The sequence below is a fragment of the Pseudomonas zanjanensis genome (assembly GCF_014268745.2).
Taxonomy (GTDB): Bacteria; Pseudomonadota; Gammaproteobacteria; order Pseudomonadales; family Pseudomonadaceae; genus Aquipseudomonas; species Aquipseudomonas zanjanensis.
This window is the reverse complement of sequence record NZ_JABWRB020000003.1, coordinates 352,036-372,538: the sequence shown is the minus strand read 5'-3', so window position 1 is coordinate 372,538 and position 20,503 is coordinate 352,036. Positions and strand designations below refer to the sequence as shown.

General features: G+C 62.2%; 18 protein-coding genes and 1 tRNA gene. 6 read left to right on the top strand and 13 right to left on the bottom strand.

All coding sequences use genetic code 11. From position 1 onward, the window contains the following. Window positions 1–76: 76 nt before the first annotated feature. On the bottom strand, window positions 77–1,150 hold the full coding sequence (locus HU715_RS21475; protein ID WP_186709994.1) for a fatty acid desaturase: 1,074 nt from the start codon (window positions 1,148–1,150) through the stop codon (window positions 77–79). Between the two features lie 99 nt (window positions 1,151–1,249). Between HU715_RS21475 and HU715_RS21470 the strand changes: the two genes are divergently transcribed. Further along, window positions 1,250–2,254: an AraC family transcriptional regulator gene (locus HU715_RS21470; RefSeq protein WP_186709992.1), complete on the top strand. Its 1,005-nt coding sequence runs from the start codon at window positions 1,250–1,252 to the stop codon at window positions 2,252–2,254. A 283-nt stretch (window positions 2,255–2,537) separates the two neighbouring features. Here HU715_RS21470 and HU715_RS21465 read toward each other — a convergent pair whose 3' ends face one another. Further along, complete coding sequence (locus HU715_RS21465; RefSeq protein ID WP_186709990.1) at window positions 2,538–3,224, bottom strand: Crp/Fnr family transcriptional regulator; 687 nt, start codon at window positions 3,222–3,224, stop codon at window positions 2,538–2,540. Window positions 3,225–3,311: 87 nt separating this feature from the next. Here HU715_RS21465 and HU715_RS21460 point away from each other — a divergent pair, with 87 nt between their 5' ends. After that, a complete protein-coding gene (locus HU715_RS21460) occupies window positions 3,312–3,836 on the top strand; it encodes an Mpo1 family 2-hydroxy fatty acid dioxygenase (RefSeq protein WP_186709988.1) in 525 nt (174 codons plus the stop codon). Between the two features lie 290 nt (window positions 3,837–4,126). Here the strand turns inward: HU715_RS21460 and HU715_RS21455 are convergent, their stop codons facing one another. The 5 genes from HU715_RS21455 to oscA all read right to left on the bottom strand — a co-directional run bounded on the left by HU715_RS21455 (window position 4,127) and on the right by oscA (window position 8,326). Beyond that, window positions 4,127–5,116, bottom strand: a complete 990-nt coding sequence (locus HU715_RS21455; RefSeq protein ID WP_047700099.1) for a sulfate/molybdate ABC transporter ATP-binding protein — start codon at window positions 5,114–5,116, stop codon at window positions 4,127–4,129. Between the two features lie 3 nt (window positions 5,117–5,119). Continuing rightward, window positions 5,120–5,989, bottom strand: coding sequence for a sulfate ABC transporter permease subunit CysW (cysW, locus tag HU715_RS21450; protein WP_024618577.1), 870 nt, complete (start codon window positions 5,987–5,989; stop codon window positions 5,120–5,122). Between the two features lie 13 nt (window positions 5,990–6,002). Continuing rightward, window positions 6,003–6,821: a sulfate ABC transporter permease subunit CysT gene (gene cysT / locus HU715_RS21445; RefSeq protein WP_013692011.1), complete on the bottom strand. Its 819-nt coding sequence runs from the start codon at window positions 6,819–6,821 to the stop codon at window positions 6,003–6,005. Between the two features lie 172 nt (window positions 6,822–6,993). Then, a complete protein-coding gene (locus HU715_RS21440; protein WP_186709986.1) occupies window positions 6,994–8,007 on the bottom strand; it encodes a sulfate ABC transporter substrate-binding protein in 1,014 nt (337 codons plus the stop codon). Window positions 8,008–8,143: 136 nt separating this feature from the next. Further along, a complete protein-coding gene (gene oscA / locus HU715_RS21435) occupies window positions 8,144–8,326 on the bottom strand; it encodes a sulfur starvation response protein OscA (RefSeq protein ID WP_003186967.1) in 183 nt (60 codons plus the stop codon). A gap of 488 nt (window positions 8,327–8,814) precedes the next feature. On the opposite strand from oscA, the gene HU715_RS21430 reads away from it, so the two are divergent. Further along, entirely contained in the window at window positions 8,815–9,198 is a 384-nt protein-coding gene (locus tag HU715_RS21430) for a DUF6124 family protein (protein ID WP_186730671.1), read from the top strand. 294 nt (window positions 9,199–9,492) lie between these two features. Here the strand turns inward: HU715_RS21430 and dibA are convergent, their stop codons facing one another. After that, window positions 9,493–11,400 (bottom strand): phosphodiesterase DibA, encoded by a 1,908-nt coding sequence (dibA, locus tag HU715_RS21425; RefSeq protein ID WP_186709982.1) that lies wholly within the window; start codon window positions 11,398–11,400, stop codon window positions 9,493–9,495. A 145-nt stretch (window positions 11,401–11,545) separates the two neighbouring features. Between dibA and desA the strand changes: the two genes are divergently transcribed. Both desA and HU715_RS21415 read left to right on the top strand, forming a co-directional pair. Beyond that, entirely contained in the window at window positions 11,546–12,730 is a 1,185-nt protein-coding gene (desA, locus tag HU715_RS21420) for a delta-9 fatty acid desaturase DesA (RefSeq protein ID WP_186709980.1), read from the top strand. A 327-nt stretch (window positions 12,731–13,057) separates the two neighbouring features. Beyond that, window positions 13,058–14,047, top strand: coding sequence for a GGDEF domain-containing protein (locus tag HU715_RS21415; protein ID WP_186709979.1), 990 nt, complete (start codon window positions 13,058–13,060; stop codon window positions 14,045–14,047). A 231-nt stretch (window positions 14,048–14,278) separates the two neighbouring features. On the opposite strand, the gene HU715_RS21410 is transcribed toward HU715_RS21415, so the two are convergent. From HU715_RS21410 to gabD, 3 genes are all read right to left on the bottom strand, one after another. Continuing rightward, window positions 14,279–15,493 (bottom strand): HDOD domain-containing protein, encoded by a 1,215-nt coding sequence (locus HU715_RS21410; protein WP_186709978.1) that lies wholly within the window; start codon window positions 15,491–15,493, stop codon window positions 14,279–14,281. A gap of 133 nt (window positions 15,494–15,626) precedes the next feature. Next, a complete protein-coding gene (gabT, locus tag HU715_RS21405; protein WP_092204970.1) occupies window positions 15,627–16,904 on the bottom strand; it encodes a 4-aminobutyrate--2-oxoglutarate transaminase in 1,278 nt (425 codons plus the stop codon). Window positions 16,905–17,075: 171 nt separating this feature from the next. Beyond that, window positions 17,076–18,518: an NADP-dependent succinate-semialdehyde dehydrogenase gene (gene gabD / locus HU715_RS21400; RefSeq protein WP_186709977.1), complete on the bottom strand. Its 1,443-nt coding sequence runs from the start codon at window positions 18,516–18,518 to the stop codon at window positions 17,076–17,078. 349 nt (window positions 18,519–18,867) lie between these two features. Here gabD and HU715_RS21395 point away from each other — a divergent pair. Further along, window positions 18,868–18,944, top strand: a tRNA-Arg gene (locus HU715_RS21395). Window positions 18,945–19,174: 230 nt separating this feature from the next. On the opposite strand, the gene HU715_RS21390 is transcribed toward HU715_RS21395, so the two are convergent. Then, the gene (locus tag HU715_RS21390; protein WP_186709976.1) at window positions 19,175–19,792 is read right to left on the bottom strand and encodes a hypothetical protein; all 618 of its coding nucleotides are present in this window, start codon (window positions 19,790–19,792) and stop codon (window positions 19,175–19,177) included. Next, entirely contained in the window at window positions 19,789–20,361 is a 573-nt protein-coding gene (locus tag HU715_RS21385; protein WP_186709975.1) for an RNA polymerase sigma factor, read from the bottom strand. Before HU715_RS21385 ends, HU715_RS21390 begins: the two co-directional genes overlap by 4 nt. Window positions 20,362–20,503: the final 142 nt, after the last annotated feature.

Sequence of the window (20,503 nt, the reverse complement as noted above, 5' to 3'; positions counted from 1 at the left end):
GCGGCCCTTGTATTTTGGGGCTGCTGCGCAGCCCAGCGGGAGCAAGCTCCCTCGCCACAAAGGCTTGCCCCTGTCCTTAGGCCTGGGCCATATCCCCTTCCTCCCGCACCACACCCTCCTCCCGCACAAACCGATTCGCCCGCCCGAACGTACCAAAGTCATTGAACCGCACGCCCATCTCGCGCATCACCTTATGGGCCACCGGCACCGTCAGTTGGCGAATGTAGAACGGCTCCTTCACCACGAAATGATGAATGCCATGGCTGCTGCCGAAGTTGAAGCAGAACGCCTGCAACGGCCACAACCACCACGGGTTGAGCACCTGGGTTTGCTGGATGACATTGCCCGGCTCGATGTCGCCGTAGTAATGCATGTTCGAGCTGACGAAATGCAGGCAAAAGGTGCGCAATACGTTCGGTCCGATGATCACCACCACCGCGATGTCGATCACCTGCATCGTTGCCAGCGTGCTTGCCGACCAGTCAATTGAAGTTCCCATCAAGCTCGCGACGCCGTTGACCCCGTGGAAACCGAGGAACACATACCAAGCGCCCCAGTGCAGCAGCGCCAGCGGAAAATAAACCTTCAACGTACGCTTGAGGATGCTGCGCTTGTGCGCCCAGGTCTTGGCCCGCAGCAGGCGGATGAAGGCCGACATCACGTTGTCGCCGACCATCAGCAACCGCGCCAACCCCCAAGGTTCGCCGTTGGTGATGGCCCGCTCTTCCATGTCAGCCTCGCTGCCGGACACCTTGTGATGGTTGAGGTGCAGGTGGCGGCGGATCCACGGGTTGATGGTGCTCGGCCGCGCCAGCCACACCAGGCCCATCATCAAGTTGTGGGGCAGGCGCTGCTTGCGAAAATACATGCTGTGGATCAGGTCGTGTTCCAGCTCGTGAGTCAGCGTCGCGAAAAACGCGTTGAGCAACAGGCACGCCCAGCCGGCCAGGTCACCGTTGAGGTAGAGCAGCGCCGAACCGATCATCCCCGCCAGGGCGAACGCCAGGATGCCCGCACCCAGCGCATCCTGATGACGCAGGATCGGGTAGCGCTGACGCAATTCCTCACCCCGGGCCAGGACCACCTGGCGAATATGGGCCGCTCGTTGTTGTGCATTCAATCGCTCGGGGCTTGCGCAAGTGCCGTGCATGGCTTACATCCTTTGTAGAGATGTGCTCATCCTGCCGGGCGTTGTCCCACGGGGTGGTAGCCGTAAACGCCAACCTGTTGACCGCAAGCGCCAATCGTCATGACGGAACCGACTTCCCTCGCCAGCTGGACCCGCGCCCTGCGCAAACAGCTCGATGCGCTGGGCCTGGACAGCCATGCCTTGTGCGTCGAGGCCGGCCTCGACCCGCAATGGATGGACGACCCGAACGCCCGCTACCCGCTCTCGGCCACCACGCGCCTGTGGGCATTGGCGGTGCAGGCCAGCGGCGACCCGGCCATCGGCCTGCGGGTGTCGCGCTTCGTCAGCCCCACCACCTTCCACGCATTGGGTTATGCGCTGGTGGCCAGTGGCAGCCTGCGGGAAGTGTTCGAGCGGATCGTGCGTTATCACCCGGTGGTCAGCGATGCCCTGGCCCTGCAATTGAACCGTGGCGAAGACCGCTACCGCTTCAGCCTCGATGTGCCCCCGGGCCGGCCGGCGCCGGCGTTTGAAGCCATCGATGCGTTCGCGGCGATTTACGTGCGCACCTGCCGCAACCGCCTCGGCCGAGACTACGCGCCGCTGGCGGTGTACCTGCGGCGTCCGGAACCGACGGACCCGAGCCCGTGGCACAAGGTGTTCCGCTCGCCAGTGCATTTTGGCGCCGCCCAGGATTGCCTGGAATTCAACCTCAGCGACTTCGACAGCCACCTGGACGACGCCAACCCGGAACTGGCCGAACACAACGAAACGGTGCTCGAACGCACCCTCGCCCAGCTCCAGCCACTGACCTGGGAGCGCAAGGTTCGCGCGGCCATCGAGGCGCAACTGCCCGAAGGCGAGCCCAGCGCCGAACGCATCGCCCAGGCCATGCACCTGAGCCTGCGCAGCCTGCAACGGCACCTGGCCGACGAAGGCTGCCGCTTCGACGCACTGCTCAACGAGTGCCGGGAAAACCTCGCATTGCTGCACCTGCGCGATCCGCAATGCTCGCTGAGCGAAGTCAGTTATCTGCTGGGCTTTGCCGACGCCAGCAGCTTCAGCCGCGCCTTCAAACGCTGGACCGGCATGACGCCGGGGCAGTTCCGGGATGGGTTGCGGTAGGGATTTGGGTTGGTTGCACTGGCCCTATCGCGAGCAGGCTCGCTCCCACATTGGAAGGGGCGGTGTGACCGCAATAGCTGCGACAACACCTAACCCCTGTGGGAGCGAGCTTGCTCGCGATGGCTTTCGCCCAGACAACCCAAGCCCGTGGCGAGGGAGCTTGCTCCCGCTCGGCTGCGCAGCAGCCGCAAAACCGGCCTATGCGATCCGCCTGTAGGTTACTGGGGCCTGCTGCGCAGGCCAGCGGGAGCAAGCTCCCTCGCCACGGGTGCCGCGTCGGCTTTTAGATTGTGGTCAGGGCTCGCAACCGTTCAATGTCGACGATTTCGATCTCGCCGTAGCCCAAGTGAAGAATGCCCTGGGCCTGCAGGTCCTTGAGGATCTGGTTGGTGGTCTGGCGTGACAGCGAGAGCATCAGCGCCAGTTGTTCCTGAGGCAGTTGCAGGATCCGTCGGGCCGGTTCGGTTTCGCCGTAGCCTTCGGCGATCATCAGCAGACGGTGGGCCAGGCGGGCCGGGGCGGGCATCAGGCTCAAGTGTTCGAGGTTGATGAAGGTCAGGCGCAGTTTGTGGCTCATCAACAAGGCAAGATGGCGCCAGTGGATCGGTTGCTCCTGCAGGAAAGCCAACAACGGCGCCTGGGGCACGTGCAGCAGCACGCCTTGGCCCACCACGACCGCATCATGGGTCCGTGGCTGGCCATCGAACAGGCAGATTTCACCGAACCAGTGAGGCGCTTCCACGACGCTCAGCAACGCCTCCTTGCCCTGTTCGTTCACCGCGCCGACGCGCACCGCGCCTTCCAGCACGGCATACAGCCCGCAGGGTGGATCGCCGCGCTGGAACAGCCGGTGGCCCGGCGGCAAATGGCGCACCCGCGCCATGCCCAGCAGACTATTCTGTAACTCAGCAGTCAGGTGGCTGTACCAGTGGCCCGCCATCAGGTGTGCGTGCCAGGGATGGGAATTCATGAAAACTCCGGGACAAGTGTCGGCTAACTGACAGAACGCCTGGTGATACCCGTGCATCATGCAGGCATCACCTCAGGAGGAACAACAATGAAAAGCCTCGTCGATCATCTCAGTCAATACGCCGCGTATCATCGCGACCCGCGCAACATCGCCAGCCACTTCATCGGGATCCCGCTGATTTTCGTCGCCGTCGCCGTGCTGCTGTCACGGCCGGGATGGCCAGTGGGCCCGGTGCTGGTGTCGCCGGCGCTGCTGGTGGCGGTGGCCAGCGCCTGGTTCTATCTGCGCCTGGAATTACGCCTAGGCGTGCTGATGACGGTGCTGCTGGGTCTCGCCGTCTGGCTGGGCCAGGTACTTGCCGCGCAAAGCACCTCGGTGTGGCTGGGCAGTGGCCTGGGCATGTTCGTGGTGGGCTGGGTGATCCAATTCGTCGGCCACTATTACGAAGGCCGCAAGCCGGCGTTCGTCGACGACCTCACCGGGCTGATTGTCGGGCCGCTGTTTGTGGTGGTGGAAGCCGGCTTCCTGCTGGGGCTTCGCGGCGAACTGAAGCGCGCCATCGAAGAGCGCGCCGGGCCGGTGGCGTTGCGCAACCAGCGTTCGGCGGCCTGACAACACTGCCATACCAGCCTGCCACCCTTGTGGAGCGCGAACCTGTGGGAGCAAGGCTTGCCCGCGATGGCATCGCCTCGGTCTATCAGCTACACCGAGGTGTTTGCATCGCGGGCAAGCCTTGCTCCCACAATGGATCTGCGTCGTACACAAATCTCCTTGTGGGAGCGGGCTTGCTCGCGAAGACGGCGGCACAACCAATATCGTCGTCAATTGGCCCACCGCTTTCGCGAGCAAGCCCGCTCCCACGATAGGTCTGCGCCGTTCACAAATCCCGGCTCGGGATGCCTTTAAAGGTTGGCGACTTTCTGCCAGACCTTCGGCTTGAAGAACAGCGTCTCGCCCTTCGCCAGCCCCACCAGGCTGTCATGGTCCTTCACCACTTCCGCCTCGATCAGCTCGCTCTGGCCTTCCACCTTCAGGGTCACCCGAGTGGTAGCGCCGAGCGGGCGGATGTCGCGCACTTCGGCGGCGTGGTGGTCTTCCAGCTCCGAGCGCGACAGCGAGACTTCGTGCGGGCGGAACAGCACATGCCGGTCCTCACCCAAATGCAGGCGGTTCGAGTCGCCAAGGAAGTGATACACAAAGTCGCTGGCCGGGTTTTCGTAGACATCCCCCGGCGAGCCGATCTGCTCGATCACGCCCTTGTTCATCACCACAATGCGGTCGGCGACTTCCATGGCTTCTTCCTGGTCGTGGGTCACAAACACCGACGTCAGGTTGATGTCCTCGTGCAACCGCGCCAGCCAGCGGCGCAGTTCCTTGCGGACCTTCGCGTCGAGGGCGCCAAACGGTTCGTCCAGCAACAGCACCTTGGGCTCCACCGCCAAGGCGCGGGCCAGGGCGATACGCTGGCGCTGGCCGCCGGACAACTGCTCCGGGTAACGGTCGGCGAGCCAGTCCAATTGCACCATGTTCAGCAGTTCATGGACCTTGGTCGCGATCTGGCTTTCGTTCGGACGCTGGCCCTTGGGCTTCATGCGCAGGCCGAAAGCAACGTTGTCGAACACCGTCATGTGGCGGAACAAGGCGTAGTGCTGGAACACGAAACCGACGTTGCGATCACGCACGTCGTGGCCGGAGACATCCTCGCCGTGGAACACAATGTTGCCTTGGTCCGGGGTCTCGAGGCCGGCGATGATCCGCAGCAAGGTGGTCTTGCCGCAACCGGATGGCCCGAGCAGCGCTACCAGCTCACCGCTCTGGATGTCCAGGCTGATGTCGTCCAGGGCCCGGAAGGCGTTGAAATTCTTGCTGACGTTACGGACTTCGATCGACATGACTTATTCCTCCGCGGCGCTGGCGCGCAGGCGGTTGATTCGGTTTTCGCTCCACTGCTTGAGCAGCAGGATGAAGAGCGCCAGGATCAGCAACAGGCTCGCCACGGCGAACGCGGCCACGTGGTTGTATTCGTTGTAGAGGATCTCGACGTGCAGCGGCAGGGTGTTGGTCACCCCGCGAATGTGCCCGGAGACCACCGACACCGCGCCGAACTCACCCATGGCCCGGGCGGTACACAGCACCACGCCATAGATCAGGCCCCACTTGATGTTCGGCACGGTGACATGCCAGAACATCTGCCAGCCATTGGCGCCTAGCAGGCGCGCGGCCTCTTCTTCCTGGGTGCCTTGTTCCTGCATCAGCGGGATCAGCTCACGGGCCACGAACGGCACGGTAACGAAGATCGTCGCCAGCACAATGCCCGGCAGCGCAAACACGATCTGGATGTCGTGATCCGACAGCCACGGCCCGAACAGGCCCTGGGCGCCGAACATCAGCACGTAGACAAGACCGGCGATCACTGGCGACACCGAGAACGGCAGGTCGATCAGCGTCACCAGCATGCTCTTGCCGCGGAACGAATATTTGCTCACGCACCACGCGGCACTGACGCCAAACACCAGGTTCAGCGGCACTGAGATCAGCACCGCAATCACCGTGAGCTTCAGCGCCGACAGCGCGTCGGGTTCGAAGATCGCGGTGAAGAACGCCCCCAGTCCGAGCTTCAGCCCTTGGGACACGACGATGAACAGTGGCAACAGCAAGAACAGCGCAAAAATCAGCCAGCCGAGGCCGATCAGTACGCGCCGCGACGTCGCACTGCCCCGACGGGCAGCGTTGGTAGAGGCTGCGGAAATAGACGATTGGGACATGATTCGCGCCTCCTTATGGGGTTTCGATGCGCCGCTGCAGCAGGTTGATCAGCAGCAACAGGACGAAGGAAACCACCAGCATCAGCACGCCGATGGAAGTGGCGCCGGTGTAGTCGTATTGGTCGAGCTTGACCATGATCAGCAACGGCAGGATCTCGGTTTTCATCGGCATGTTGCCGGCGATGAAAATCACCGAACCGTACTCGCCCACGCCACGGGCAAAGGCCAGGGCGAAACCGGTCAGCCAGGCCGGCAACAGCGCCGGCACGAGGATGTGGCGGAACACCTGCCACGGCTTGGCACCGAGGCAGGCGGCGGCTTCTTCGACTTCACGGGGAATATCGGCCAACACCGGCTGCACCGTGCGCACCACGAACGGCAGCGTCACGAAGGTCAGCGCCAGGGTGATGCCCAGCGGGGTGTAGGCGATCTTGAAGCCCAGGTCAGTGGCGAATTGGCCCACCAGGCCGGTCGGCGCGTACAACGCCGTCAGCGCGATACCGGCCACGGCGGTGGGCAGGGCGAACGGCAGGTCGATCATTGCGTCGATGATCTTGCGGCCGGGGAAGGTGTAGCGCACCAGCACCCAGGCCAGCAGCGTACCGATCACGCCGTTGATGATCGCGGCGTACAGGGCGGTGCCGAAACTGAGTTTCAAGGCCGCCAGCACCCGCGGCGCTGAGATGATCGCCCAGAATTGTTCCCAGGTGAGTTGAGCGGCATGCACGAACATCGCCGCCAGGGGGATGAGCACAATCAGGCTGAGGTACACCAGGGTGTAGCCCAGCGTCAGCCCGAAGCCGGGTATGACGGGGGATATGCGACGCGACATAAAGGTCCTTGGTTGAGAACGCGCTTACCGTGGCGAGGGAGCTTGCTCCCGCTGGGCTACGAAGTAGCCCCAGAAAACTCTGGGAGCGCTTCGCACTGGAGCGCCAGCCCGGTCCAGCGGGAGCAAGCTCCCTCGCCACAATGAATTACGGCCTGAATCCGACTAGCCCAGCTTACTGCGCCTGATAGATCTGGTCGAACACGCCGCCATCGTTGAAGAATTTCGGCTGGGCAGTTTTCCAGCCGCCGAAGTCCTTGTCGATGGTCACCAGCTCCACCTTTGGAAATTGCCGGGCGTACTTGGCGGCCACATCCTTGTCACGCGGGCGATAGTAGTTTTTCGCGGCGATTTCCTGGCCGGCCGGGCTATAGAGATGCTTGAGGTACGCTTCGGCGATCTCGGCATTGCCCTTCTTCTCGGCGTTCTTGTCCACCACCGCCACCGGCGGTTCGGCGAGGATCGACAGCGACGGCACGACGATGTCGAACTTGTCGGCGCCACCGTCTTCTTTCAGCGCCAGGAAGGCTTCGTTTTCCCAGGCCAGCAACACGTCGCCCTGACCGTTGTTGACGAAAGTAATGGTCGAGCCACGAGCGCCGGTGTCGAGGATCGGCACGTGCTTGAACAGCGCCTGCACGTATTCCTTGGCCTTGGCTTCGTCACCCCCATTGGCCTTTAGGCCATAGGCCCAGGCGGCGAGGAAATTCCAGCGAGCGCCGCCGGAGGTTTTCGGGTTCGGGGTGATGACCGACACGTCGTTCTTGATCAGGTCATCCCAATCCTTGATGCCCTTGGGGTTGCCCTTGCGCACCAGGAACACGATGGTCGAGGTGTAGGGCGTGCTGGCGTCCGGCAGGCGTGTTTGCCAGTCCGCCGGCAGGGACTTGCCCAGCTTGGCGATTTCATCGATGTCACCGGCCAGGGCCAGGGTCACCACGTCGGCGCGCAGACCATCGATCACCGCCCGGCCTTGTTTACCCGAGCCACCATGGGATTGCTGGATCTTCACGCTGTCGTCCGGGTGCGCCTTCTTCCAGAAATTGACGAATTCGGCGTTGTAATCCTGGTACAGCTCGCGCGTCGGGTCGTAGGACACGTTGAGCAACTCGTAATCCTTGGCGACGGCGGAACCTGCAAAAACAGCACTGGCCAGCGCGGCCAGGGCATAACGACGAATGGACGACATGGTGAAAGCTCCTGGAATTCTGATTTTCTTATGGCTTCTGGAAATTCGTTTGGCTTTTAGAAAGAGATCGCAGCCTTCGGCAGCTCCTACGCCAAGCCCCCCGTAGGAGCTGCCGAAGGCTGCGATCTTTTGGCTTTCAAGACGGCTTATGACTGGGTTGCTGCAAGCGGAATTTTTCCTTGCGCTCGATCTGCACCACCTGGGCGTTGTGCACGGTGATTTCCACTGCCCCAAAACGCAGGTCGCGCAACGCGCTCTGGATCTCGCGCAAGATGGTTGCTTCGTCCTGGCCGTCAACGCTACGTAGAGATGCGCTCATGCTGCTGCTCCTTTGAATGAATGCCTGGCAGTGGGCGGCACTGCTTGCGGCGTGGGAGCAATACTAGATAAGTGCAGATATTCTTAAAAAGACTATTTAAGAATTTTTATATAACCAAAATCACAGAAAGTAGCCGGCGTCCTACGGCAGGAGTGATTGGGGACTTTTTCCCGGCCCAATCCTCGGAGATTTCCTTCAAGACGTAGGGCTGTGCATGAACTAGGCAGCGTTTCCGAGTGCCGCTAACCTCTGTTCGTCATCGCAAAAAACGGTGACACGGACGTGCAAGTCCGGGTAAAACACCAACCCTTAATGCTTCTAGCCATTCGTGGCGCGTTCGCGCCCGTGTTTTATGGCGGCTGTGTTAGGGAGATCTTCGGATCTGCCGAGTTTTGGGTATGGTTGCTCGGTCTTGCACACTCGCACACAGCTGCCACCCTTCATTGCGTGCAAGCGATCCAGGGCGGTTCTCTATAGGAAACCTACCCATGTTCAAACCTACGCCGAACCCGCCGCAAAGCGGCCACAAATCCCGCGTCCAAGCGCAGGAAGAAAAAAAGCTCGATGACGCCGCCACCCGCGCCCTCGACTACTACCTCAAGCCCAAGCCCGCCTCACCGCCCGAACCCGACAAAAACCAACTCTTCATCGTGTCCCCCCACATAGACACCGAAACCCTGCTCGCCAACGCCTCCGAAGACCTGCTCTCCATCAGCACCATCGCCGCCGACCTGGCTGATGACGTGGATGACTCACGCCGCTGCGTCGCCCTGGCGATCAGTCGCATGGCCGATGGGGTTCAGTTGCTGGTTGAGCGGGCGTTGGATCATTTGGAAACCAAGGAGATGGCGGCACCTGGGGCCAAGGGGTAGCGCTTTGCTCTGATGCAAGCTGAGCCGACGCCATCGCGAGCAAGCTCGCTCCCACAGGGTTCCGTGTCGGACCGAATCTCAAGTTCAACACAAAACCATTGTGGGAGCGGGCTTGCTCGCGAAAGCGGAGTATCAGGCGACATGGATACAGACTGAACAGACGCCTTCGCGAGCAAGCCCGCTCCCACAGGGGATTGGGGGTGTTGCGGATATTTCGATCACCCCAAAAACAACTGTGGGAGCAAAGCTTGCTCGCGATGGCGGTGGGTCAACCAACATCAATACCACTGACGCTCAAGCAATAGCCGGCGCCCGCTCCCAATCCAACTGCGCCGCCGCGACGGGCCGGCCAAACCAGTAGCCCTGCCCCAGCTCACACGCCAGTCCAAGCAAGAACGCCGCTTGCTCGCGCTGCTCGATTCCTTCGGCGTGCACTTGCATCCCCATGCTATGGGCCAAGGCAATGATCACCCGGACGATCGCGGCGTCATCCTCATCCCACGGCAACCCCGCGACAAAACCCTGATCAATCTTGAGCTTCTGTACCGGCAAACGCTTGAGCCGCAGCAGCGACGAATACCCCGTGCCAAAATCGTCGATGGCCAGCCGCACGCCCAACTCCCGCAGGCGATGCATCTGCTCCAGCGCCACCTCCGGGTCTTCCATCACCGCGCTTTCCGTCACTTCCAGCTCCAGACACGCCGGATCCAGGCCCGTGTCGTGCAACACCTGGGCGACCTGGTCATACAACTCACGACGGGCAAACAACCGACTCGATACGTTGACGGCGACGAACGACAGCGCCACACCCGCCTGTTGCCACCGGCACATCTGCCGACAGGCCTGGTCCATGACCCAGGCGTCGATCTGGGCAATCAGCCCGGTACGCTCGGCGATGGGAATGAACTCGGCCGGCGACACCAGCCCCCGCGTCGGATGCTCCCAACGCACCAGCGCCTCGACACCGATCAAACGGCTGCTCGCCAGGTCGTGTACCGGCTGGTAATGAACACGCAACTCTTGCTGTTGCAGCGCACGACGCAGTTCGAAGGCAATTTCGACCCGTTGCTGGGCGTGGGCGGTGAGCTCTTCGGTGTACAGGGCGTAGCCGTCGCGCCCGGCGCTCTTGGCCTTGAACAGCGCCGAGTCGGCGTTGCGCAGCAATTGCCCGGCGCTGAGGGCATCACCGGGGAACAGGCTGATGCCGATACTGGCGTTGATAAACAAGGACTGGTCGCCGAGCTGCACCGGCTCTTTCAGCGCATCGAGGATACGCCGGGCCAAGGCCGCCGCCTGACCTGGCTGCGAGCAGTTTTCCGCGAGCACCGCGAACTCGTCACCGCCTAGTCGCGCCAGGGTTATACCCGGCGCAAACAGCCCGAGAAAACGCTCGGCCACGCCTTTGAGCAACTCGTCACCGACGTTGTGCCCAAGGCTGTCGTTGATGTTCTTGAAATGATCCAGATCCAGCAGCAGAAGCGCACATCCGCGCTTGTGAAGCTGCGCCGACGCCACGGCTTGCTCCGCGCGATCGGAAAACAGCAGCCGGTTGGGCAAGCCTGTCAGCGGGTCGTGATGGGCCAGGTGCGCCAGCTCATGCTCCGAATCCTTGATGGCGCTGATGTCCGAAAACACCGCGACGTAATGACTGACCTGGTCGTTATCATCGTGAATGACACGAATCGTCTGCCATTGCGGATAGATCTCACCACTTTTACGTCGGTTCCAGATCTCACCGCTCCACTCGCCCTGGCTGGCCAGGGTGGTAAACATGTCGCGATAGAACTCCGGCCCATGGCGTCCGGACTTGAACAGATTGGGGCGCTGCCCCAGTACTTCGTCCCGGGCATAACCGGTGATCGCCATGAACGCCCGGTTCACGTGCACGATCAAGCCATTGCGGTCCGTCACCAACACCCCTTCGCGGGTGCAATCGAAGACGGCGGCGGCCTGGCGCAGGCGCTCGCGATCGATGCCGTGCTCACCCTTGGCGAAAAACCGCGAGATTCGCGCCCGGGCCAGGAAGATCAGCCCGGCGCTGAGCAGCACCCAGGCATAACCGTTGATCAGCAGCCAGCGCTGCCTATCGACGAATTGATCGAAGAAACTGCTCAATAAATAACCAATCAGCTGCAGCCAGGTGACTGACAGCACGAGGTAAAGCAGCGCTACGCGCATGGCACTGCGTTGATAGGCAGGCATTCGGCCATCCATGTCCCTACAAAGTGATGGGATTATAGAGGAAGAAACATTCAGCCACTCTTATCTGAAAGGCCGACTGGTTTTATCTGTGGGGCTGGTGATAATGCAACGGCGGTTTCTATCTTTATCGAGGGCCCTACAGCCTATGTGGTACGAAGGTTTTCTTGGCTTGTCGGCCTGGTCACTGGTGGCAGTCACCCTGCTGATGACCCACGTCACAATCATTGCCGTCACGGTCTACCTGCACCGTTATTCGGCGCATCGCTCCCTGGAGCTCAACGCCGGTCTCAAACATTTCTTCCGCTTCTGGCTGTGGTTGACCACGGCGCAGAACACCCGCGAGTGGACCGCCATCCACCGCAAGCACCACGCCAAATGCGAAACCGAGGATGACCCCCACAGCCCGGTCATCAAGGGCTTGTCCACGGTGTTGCGCAAAGGCGCCGAGCTGTACCGCGCCGAGGCGGAAAATCCCGAAACCCTGCGCATCTACGGCAAGAACTGCCCCGACGACTGGATCGAGCGCAACCTCTACAGCCGCTTCCCGCTGTTGGGCGTGGCGATCATGGGCGTCATCGACCTGCTGCTGTTCGGCACCATCGGTATCACCATCTGGGCCATCCAGATGATGTGGATCCCCGTCTGGGCCGCCGGCGTGGTCAATGGCCTGGGCCATGCCGTGGGCTATCGCAACTTCGAATGCCGCGACGCGGCGACCAACCTGGTGCCCTGGGGCATCCTGATTGGCGGTGAAGAACTGCACAACAACCACCACACCTACCCCAACTCGGCCAAGCTGTCGGTGCGCAAGTGGGAATTCGATTTGGGCTGGGCCTGGATCAAGGTGTTCAGTTTCCTGCGCCTGGCCAAGGTCCAGCGCGTTGCGCCGATCGCCCACCGGGTCGAAGGCAAGGGCCACCTGGACATGGACACGGCCATGGCGATTCTCAACAACCGCTTCCAGATCATGGCGCAGTACCGCCGGCTGGTCATTGCGCCGCTGGTCAAGCAGGAACTGGAGAAGGTCGATCACTCGGTGCGTCATCAGTTCCACCGCGCCAAACGCCTGCTGTCGCGGGAGACCAGCCTGCTGGACGACCGTCACCATGTGCGCATCCAGAACATGCTCGAACACAGCCAGGCGCTGAAGGTGATCTACGAGAAACGCCTGGCCTTGCAGCAGATCTGGGTCAAGACCAGCAGCAACGGCCACGACATGCTCGCTGCCATCAAGGAATGGGTCAGTGAAGCCGAGGCCAGCGGCATCCAGTCCCTGCGCGACTTTGCCGATCAGCTCAAGACCTACTCGCTACGGCCTGCCACGGCCTGACCCGACAACGCCATGTGGAAAGGGCTTCTTGTGGCGAGGGAGCTTGCTCCCGCTGGGCTGCGCAGCAGCCCTGAAACCCGCTGGCTCGGTGCATCAGATCAATTGAATTGACCGTCTTGGGGCTGCTCCGCAGCCCAGCGGGAGCAAGCTCCCTCGCCACAGGTTCAACACGTGGTATCTGACTCGCTAAATCCCCCGCCCTTCGTCGCCTGAAAAGGAACTTCGTCCCAAATCCCCTATCTCAAAGAGCACTTCGCCATCCAGGCGGGCTTTGGAGAAAAGTGCGTGCGAACCCACAGCAGTGCACGCTCTTTGAGATTTGTGCCGATGGTCGACAAGAACCTGCAGGATTACTCCCTACCTCATTGGCCCGAGGCGGCCCAGACGCTCATGGCGCTGATGCATGCCCAGGGTGAAGTGGCGCGACTGAGCGAGCGCGAGCAGCTGTTCAGCTCGCTGCTGGTCAGCGTCAATGCCGTGCTTTGGGCGTTCAACTGGGAAACCCGGCAAGTGCTGTATGTCAGCCCCGCCTACGAGCGCATCTTCGGCCGTCCCGCCGGCCTGGTCCTGGCGGACTACAACGAATGGCGCGACGCAATTTACCCCGACGACCTGGAGTACGCCGAACGCAGCCTGGCCGAGGTGCTGGTCAAGGGCGCCGTCGAAGACCGTGAATACCGCATCATCGCCGGCGACGGCCAGGTGCGCTGGCTGAGCGACAAGTGCTTCATCAACCGTCAGGCCGAGCCCGGGCAACCCGTGATCGTGGTCGGCATCGCCGAAGACATCACTGAAAAGAAGCTGCTGGAAAGTGAACTGCAGCGACTGGCGACCACCGATGTGCTGACCCAGAGCAGCAATCGCCGGCATTTCTTCGAATGCGCCAACCGTGAATTCGAGCAGGCGCGGCTACAAGGGACGCCCATGGCGTTCCTGTTGCTGGACATCGATGACTTCAAGGTAATCAACGACACCTACGGCCATCAGGAAGGCGATACCGTGTTGCAGAAGATCGCCGAAAGCGGCCGATCCGTGCTGCGGCGCGGTGACCTGTTCGGGCGCATCGGTGGCGAAGAGTTCGCGGCAGTGTTCCCCGGCTGCCCCCCCGACATGGCCTTGCAAGTAGCCGAGCGCTTGCAACGGGAAATCCAGCGGCTGATGTTCCGCTGCGGCGAGCAGACCTTCGGCATTACCGTCAGCCAGGGGCTCACCGCCATTACTCCCGAGGACCAGTCCCTCGACAGCCTGTTCGCCCGCGCCGACGCGGCCATGTACGAGGCCAAGCGCAAGGGGAAGAACCGCATCATCGCGGCTTGACGCCAATCGCAGCTCAATTGAATCCAGCCATGCCACAGACCCTGTGGCGAGGGAGCTTGCTCCCGCTCGGCTGCGCAGCAGTCGTAAAATCGAACAACGCGTTCTGCCTGTCAGCATGCTGGGGGCCTGCTGCGCAGGCCAGCGGGAGCAAGCTCCCTCGCCACGGGTTCTGGGTTGTCTGGACTGGCGCCATCGCGAGCAGGCTCGCTCCCACAGGGTCAGGTGGTGGGGCTACTTGCGGCGCAACCGCATCAATTCCGGCAAGCCGATCTTCAGCAACCGCGCCGTGCGGCCACGGGCCAGTTCTTCAAGGCCTTCATGGGCGGGCAGATGCGCCATCTGCGCCGCCATGTTCATCACCAAGGCTTCACGGGAATATACCCCGCCACCCAGGCCGTAGACCGCCGCGATCAGCTCTCTGAGCTCCAGCGGCAAACGCCAGCGGGCACGCAATGCCGAGCCGAAACTGGCGCCGAATTTTTCCAGCGAGTCGCCGACTTCCTCCGGCTCATCCAGCTCGCCACCGGCCTGCTTCCATTCCTCCAGGCAGCGCAATAACGCCAGGTCACCCAGGCGATGCAATAACCCGGCGCAGTAACAGCGCTCCTGCTCCAGGTCCAGCAAGCGGGCCATCGTCCGGGCGTACTCGGCGGTGTGCAGCGACAGCTCCCAGTAACGCTCGGCATAGTCCGCCAGGCACGGAACGCTGAGCCGGGCGCAACGCTTGAGGGTCAGGCCGAGGATCAGGTTCATGCTTTGCCCGGTGCCGAGCTGGTGCAGCGCCTGGGCCACGGTCTGCACCGGACCGCCGCCCTGATGCTGGGCAGCGCTGTTGGCCGCAGCGATCAGCACCGCGGTGATCTGCGGGTCGGTGCGCAGTTCTTCTTCGAGCAGTTTCAGATCCAGGCCGCCGGGGTTGAGGCTGCGCTTGATCGCCACTTGCACATCGGTCATCAAGGGCGCGCCTTCGGACAGGTCACGCCGACGCTCCAGAAAGGTGGGCAAAGTCAGTCCCGGCCCTGGAATCGGCGCGGCGTTGGAAGTGTCTTCACCACTCAGAAGCAGCCCCAGCAAACGTTGGGCCAGGCTCTCCCGGTTCAAGGGCTTGGTCAGATAGGCCGTCGGCGCCAGCGGCAAGACCTCGCGCACGCTGGCGCTGTCGTTACGCTGGCTCACAAGGATGAACGGCAACGCCGGCGTACGATGCTGTTGGCGCAAGCCACGCAGAATGCTCAGGCCATCGACACCTGGCAGCTCCCAATCGGCGATCACCAGGTCGTAAGGATTATGGGCCAACAGCTCAAGGGCCTGCCGCCCTTCGCCGCACGTGTCTATCCGGGCATCACAGCGCACACCTGACAACACCTGTTCAAGCAACTCCCTGGACGCCGGATCGGCCTCGGCGATCAGCACACGCGGTACAGCGGGTAAATCCACAGCAGTCATGCCGCATCGCTCCCTTGCAATACATGCACCTTAGACAATAACCGCCGTTCCAGACAGCTCGAAACGCCAGGGAGCGGATGCCGGATATGAAAAAACCCGCCGAAGCGGGTTTTTTGTGGGTCAGCGCACAAACTCAGAGTTCGGAGAAGCACTCTTCGATAATCGCCAGGCCCTTGTCCAATTGCTCGTCCGGCGAGGTCAGCGGCACCAGCACCCGCAGGACGTTGCCGTAGGTGCCGCAGGACAGCAGGATCAGGCCCTTGTCACGGGCCTTGGCCACCACCTGGGCCACAGCCGCGGCGTTCGGTTTGTGGGTGTCGCCGTTTTCGAACAGTTCCACGGCGATCATCGCGCCCAGGGCACGCACTTCACCGATGACCGGGTACTTCTTCTGGATCGCCTTGAGGCCAGTCACCAGGCGCTCGCCCACGGCCTTGCAACGATCCAGCAGGTGTTCTTCTTCGAACACGTCCATTACCGCCAGCGCCGCCGCACAGGCGATCGGGCTACCGGCATAGGTGCCGCCCAGGCCACCCGGTGCGATGGCGTCCATGTACTCGGCCTTGCCGCACACACCGGCCAACGGGAAGCCGCCGGCGATGGATTTGGCGAAGGTGGTCAGGTCGGCGGCAACGCCCATCTGTTCCATGGCGAAGAACGTGCCGGTACGGCCGGCACCGGTCTGCACTTCGTCAGCGATCAGCAGGATGCCGTGCTGGTCGCACAAGGCGCGCAGGCGCTGCATGAATGCTTTCGGCGCCACATAGAAACCACCCTCGCCCTGGACCGGCTCGATGATGATGGCGGCGATGTCACGGGGCTCGGCGTCGTTCTTGAAGATGCGCTCGATGCTGGCGATGGAATCGTCGATGCTCACGCCGTGCAGTTCGTTCGGGTACAGGGCGCGGAAGATGCCACCGGGCATCAGGCCCATGCCGGCCGAGTACGGCACGACTTTACCGGTCAGGCCCAGGGTCATCATGGTACGACCGTGGTACGCGCCGGTGAACGCGATCACACCGGCACGGCCAGTGGCGGCACGGGCGATTTTCACGGCGTTTTCCACCGCTTCCGAACCGGTAGTCACGAGCAGGGTTTTCTTGGCGAAATCACCTGGGACCTTGGCGTTGATTTTTTCGCACAGTTCCACGTACGGCTCATAGGCCAGGACCTGGAAGCAGGTGTGGGTCAGCTTGTTCAGCTGTGCGGTCACGGCGGCGATGATTTTCGGGTGTACGTGGCCGGTGTTCAGCACGGCGATGCCGCCGGCGAAGTCGATGAACTCACGACCTTCAACGTCGGTCACCGTGGCGTTCTTCGCCGATTCGGCAAAGATCGGGTGAATCTGGCCGACGCCACGGGGAACAGCGGCGGTACGGCGGGCCATCAAGTCAGCGTTAGTCTTGCTCATTACAGTCCTCATTCGCCGCTCATCGGTCGGCGTAGCTCAAGGCGTACATGGCGGGGAGGCGACTGCGACAGCATGCGATGATCGACTGCCGCAACGTTCCGGCCACAAGAAACAGAACGGGTGAAACGCGCAAGGGGACAGCGCTCTCGTGCCCCTTGCGCTTGAAGCAGATCAGATACCCAGGCAGAGGTATTTGATTTCCAGGTAATCCTCGATGCCGTATTTGGAGCCTTCACGGCCCAGACCCGAAGCCTTGATGCCGCCAAACGGCGCGACTTCGTTGGAAATCAACCCAGTATTGACGCCGACCATGCCATATTCCAGGGCCTCGGCCACACGGAACACACGGCCCAGGTCGCGGGCATAGAAGTACGAGGCCAGGCCGAACTCGGTGTCGTTGGACATCGCGATCACTTCGGCTTCGTCTGTGAAGCGGAACAACGGCGCCAGCGGGCCGAAGGTTTCTTCCTTCGCCACGGCGGCGTTTTTCGGTACGTTGGTCAGGATGGTCGGCTCGAAGAAGTTGCCTTCCATCGCCTTACCGCCCGACAGCACGGTCGCGCCTTTGCTGACGGCATCGGCGATGTGTTCCTGCACCTTGGCGACCGCTTTGCCATCAATCAACGGACCGGTGGTGGTGCCATCGTCCAGGCCGTTGCCGATCTTGAGCTTGGCCACCGCCACCTTGAGTTTTTCAGCGAACGCGTCGTACACCGAATCCTGGATGTACAGGCGGTTGGCGCAAACGCAGGTCTGGCCGTTGTTGCGGTATTTGGAAATGATCGCGCCTTCGACGGCCTTATCCAGGTCCGCGTCGTCGAACACGATGAACGGCGCGTTGCCGCCCAGTTCCAGGGAAACTTTCTTGATGTCCTTGGCACATTCGGCCATCAGTTGGCGACCGATCTCGGTCGAGCCGGTGAAGGACAGCTTGCGCACGATCGGGTTGCTGGTCAGCTCGCCACCGATGTCGCCGGCGCTGCCGGTGACCACGCTCAGCACGCCTTGCGGAATGCCGGCACGGTGCGCCAGTTCCACCAGGGCCAGGGCCGAGAACGGCGTTTGCGAAGCCGGCTTGATGACCATGGTGCAACCGGCAGCCAGGGCCGGGCCGGCCTTGCGGGTGATCATCGCGGCCGGGAAGTTCCACGGGGTAATGGCCGCGGTCACGCCGATTGGCTGCTTGATCACGATCAGGCGCTTGTCGGGCTGGTGGCCGGGAATCACGTCACCGTAGATGCGCTTGGCTTCCTCGGCGAACCATTCGATGAACGAGGCGGCGTAGACGATTTCGCCCTTGGCTTCGGCCAGCGGCTTGCCTTGTTCGAGGGTCATCAGGCGACCGAGGTCGTCCTGGTTTTCAATCAGCAATTCATACCAGCGGCGCAGCTTGTTGGCGCGCTCCTTGGCAGTCAGCGCACGCCAGGCCGGCAGCGCCTTGTCGGCGGCTTCGATCGCACGACGGGTTTCGGCGGCGCCCATCTTCGGCACAGTGCCCAGTACTTCGCCCGTCGCCGGGTTGGTGACCTTGATCGTCTGACCATTGTCCGCATCGACCCAAGCGCCATCGATAAAGGCTTGCTGGCGGAACAACTGGGTGTCTTTAAGCTGCATGTCGGCTTTCCTTAACAGCACCGCGCGCACGCGGAGCGAATTAGAGTTGTAGAAAGGCGCCTCGGGGGCTGCCGTCAGGGAAATCATTCACCGGGCTGAAGCACAGAAATAACGCACATAAGCACAGACGTGCGGTTCAGCACCCAGACAAGAGCGTTTGAAATCTCAAACGAATCCTAGGGCCGATAGGGGTGAAGGACAATAGCCTGTTCGAAAAAAAGAACGAAAAAGCCTCATTTGCCCGTTTTTTCTGATCAGCGTAGCCAACAGCCGCCGAGCCGCACGAAAACGCAGGCGATTCAGTAGCATGGACGCCCGCCACGCATATGAGTATCATGGCGCCCGCGCTGCACCAGTAGCTCAGCTGGATAGAGTACTGCCCTCCGAAGGCAGGGGTCGTGGGTTCGAATCCCGCCTGGTGCACCATATCGAAAAAGCTAGACCTGTCCCGGACAGTCTACGAGTCTCTCCAAAAACCCGCCTTGTGCGGGTTTTCTTGTTTTTGCTGCCTTGTGGCGAGGGAGCTTGCTCCCGCTCGGCTGCGCAGCAGTCGTAAAAACCTGACAGCCGTTTCCTGATGCTCCCCTGTTGAATGGTTCTGGAGCTGCTGCGCAGCCCAGCGGGAGCAAGCTCCCTCGCCACGGACGCTGCCAACTTCAACGCTTTTGCAACGCCTCCAACCGCGCCGGCAAGTCTTCCTTGGGAAAACGCTTGTGCAGCGCCAGCAGTTTTTCATCTGCGGCCTTGGTATCCCCCGCCTGCCGCAAACGCAGGATTTCCATCAAGCCTTGCTCCAGCGACGGCAATGCAGCCGGCGCGGATTTGCTCATCTTCGCCGCGGGCTTTTCCGCCAACGATTGCACGGGGCTTATCGGCGCCCGGGCCAGTTCGCCCTGGGGCGCCATGCGCGTGATCGGTGCGGGGGCGGGCATGGCCGGCGGCGGTGCAGCGGCAACGGCGGGCGCTTGCCGATCGGCGGAAAACTCCATCGACGCGGGTGCCGCCAGCTCGTCGTGGGGCACTGGGGTGCGCACCACCAGGCCGATCATCAGCGCCACGCCGGCGACCGTGGCGAATGCCATCTGCCAGCGCGGCTGTTGGCACATCTGCAGCCAGCGTTGCCACAGGCTGGGCGCAGGCGCGGGGGCTTCGCGACGGGCGGTGGCGAGAATGAAGGCGTCCAGGGAGGCCGGCGGCTCGCCGCTGGCGTGTTGGCGGTAATGCTCAACAAGCCTTTCGTCGTCGAGGTCCGGGGTGTGTTTGGGGTCGATCATGCGGGTACCTCCTCGGCCAGCAGTCGCTGCAGTTTCTGCTGGGCGTAACGCAAGCGGCTCTTGACCGTTTCCAGCGGGGCACCGGTCAGGGCGGCAATCTGTGGCAGCTCCAGGTCGCCGTGCAGGCGCAGCAGGAAGACTTCGCGCTGGTCCTCGGGCAAGGCCTGCAACGCGGCATCGAGACGCGCCTGGTCGCGACTCAGGCTCAGCTGTTGCTCGGGGCCGCTGGTGTCGTCGGGCTGGACGTGCAGTTGCTCGTCGTAGCTGTCGTGCAACGGGTTATGGACGCCGTGTTTGCGCCAGTGGTCGATCAAGCGGTTGCGGGCGATCTGGAACAGCCATGTGCGAAAACTCGCCCGGCCTTGTGGCTGGGTGGTGCTGCGGATCAGGCTGAGCCAGGTGTCCTGGAACACTTCCTCGGCCAGTTCGGCTTTGTTGCTCAAGGACACGAGAAAGCGGTAAAGCCCTTGTCGATGGCGGGCGTACAACGCTTCGAAAGAAGCCCCGTCGCCATTGCGGTAGCGGGCCAGCAGCGATTCGTCGCTGGGAGGATCAAGCGCAGCGGGCATGTGGGGGGCGAACTCCTTTCGATGTAGAACACGGTCTTGCCAATTGCAGAGGACCTTGTGGGAGCCGGGCTTGCCCGCGAAGGCGGCGCGCCAGGCGAAACTTCTGTGCCTGACACCCCGCCTTCGCAGGCAAGCCAGCTCC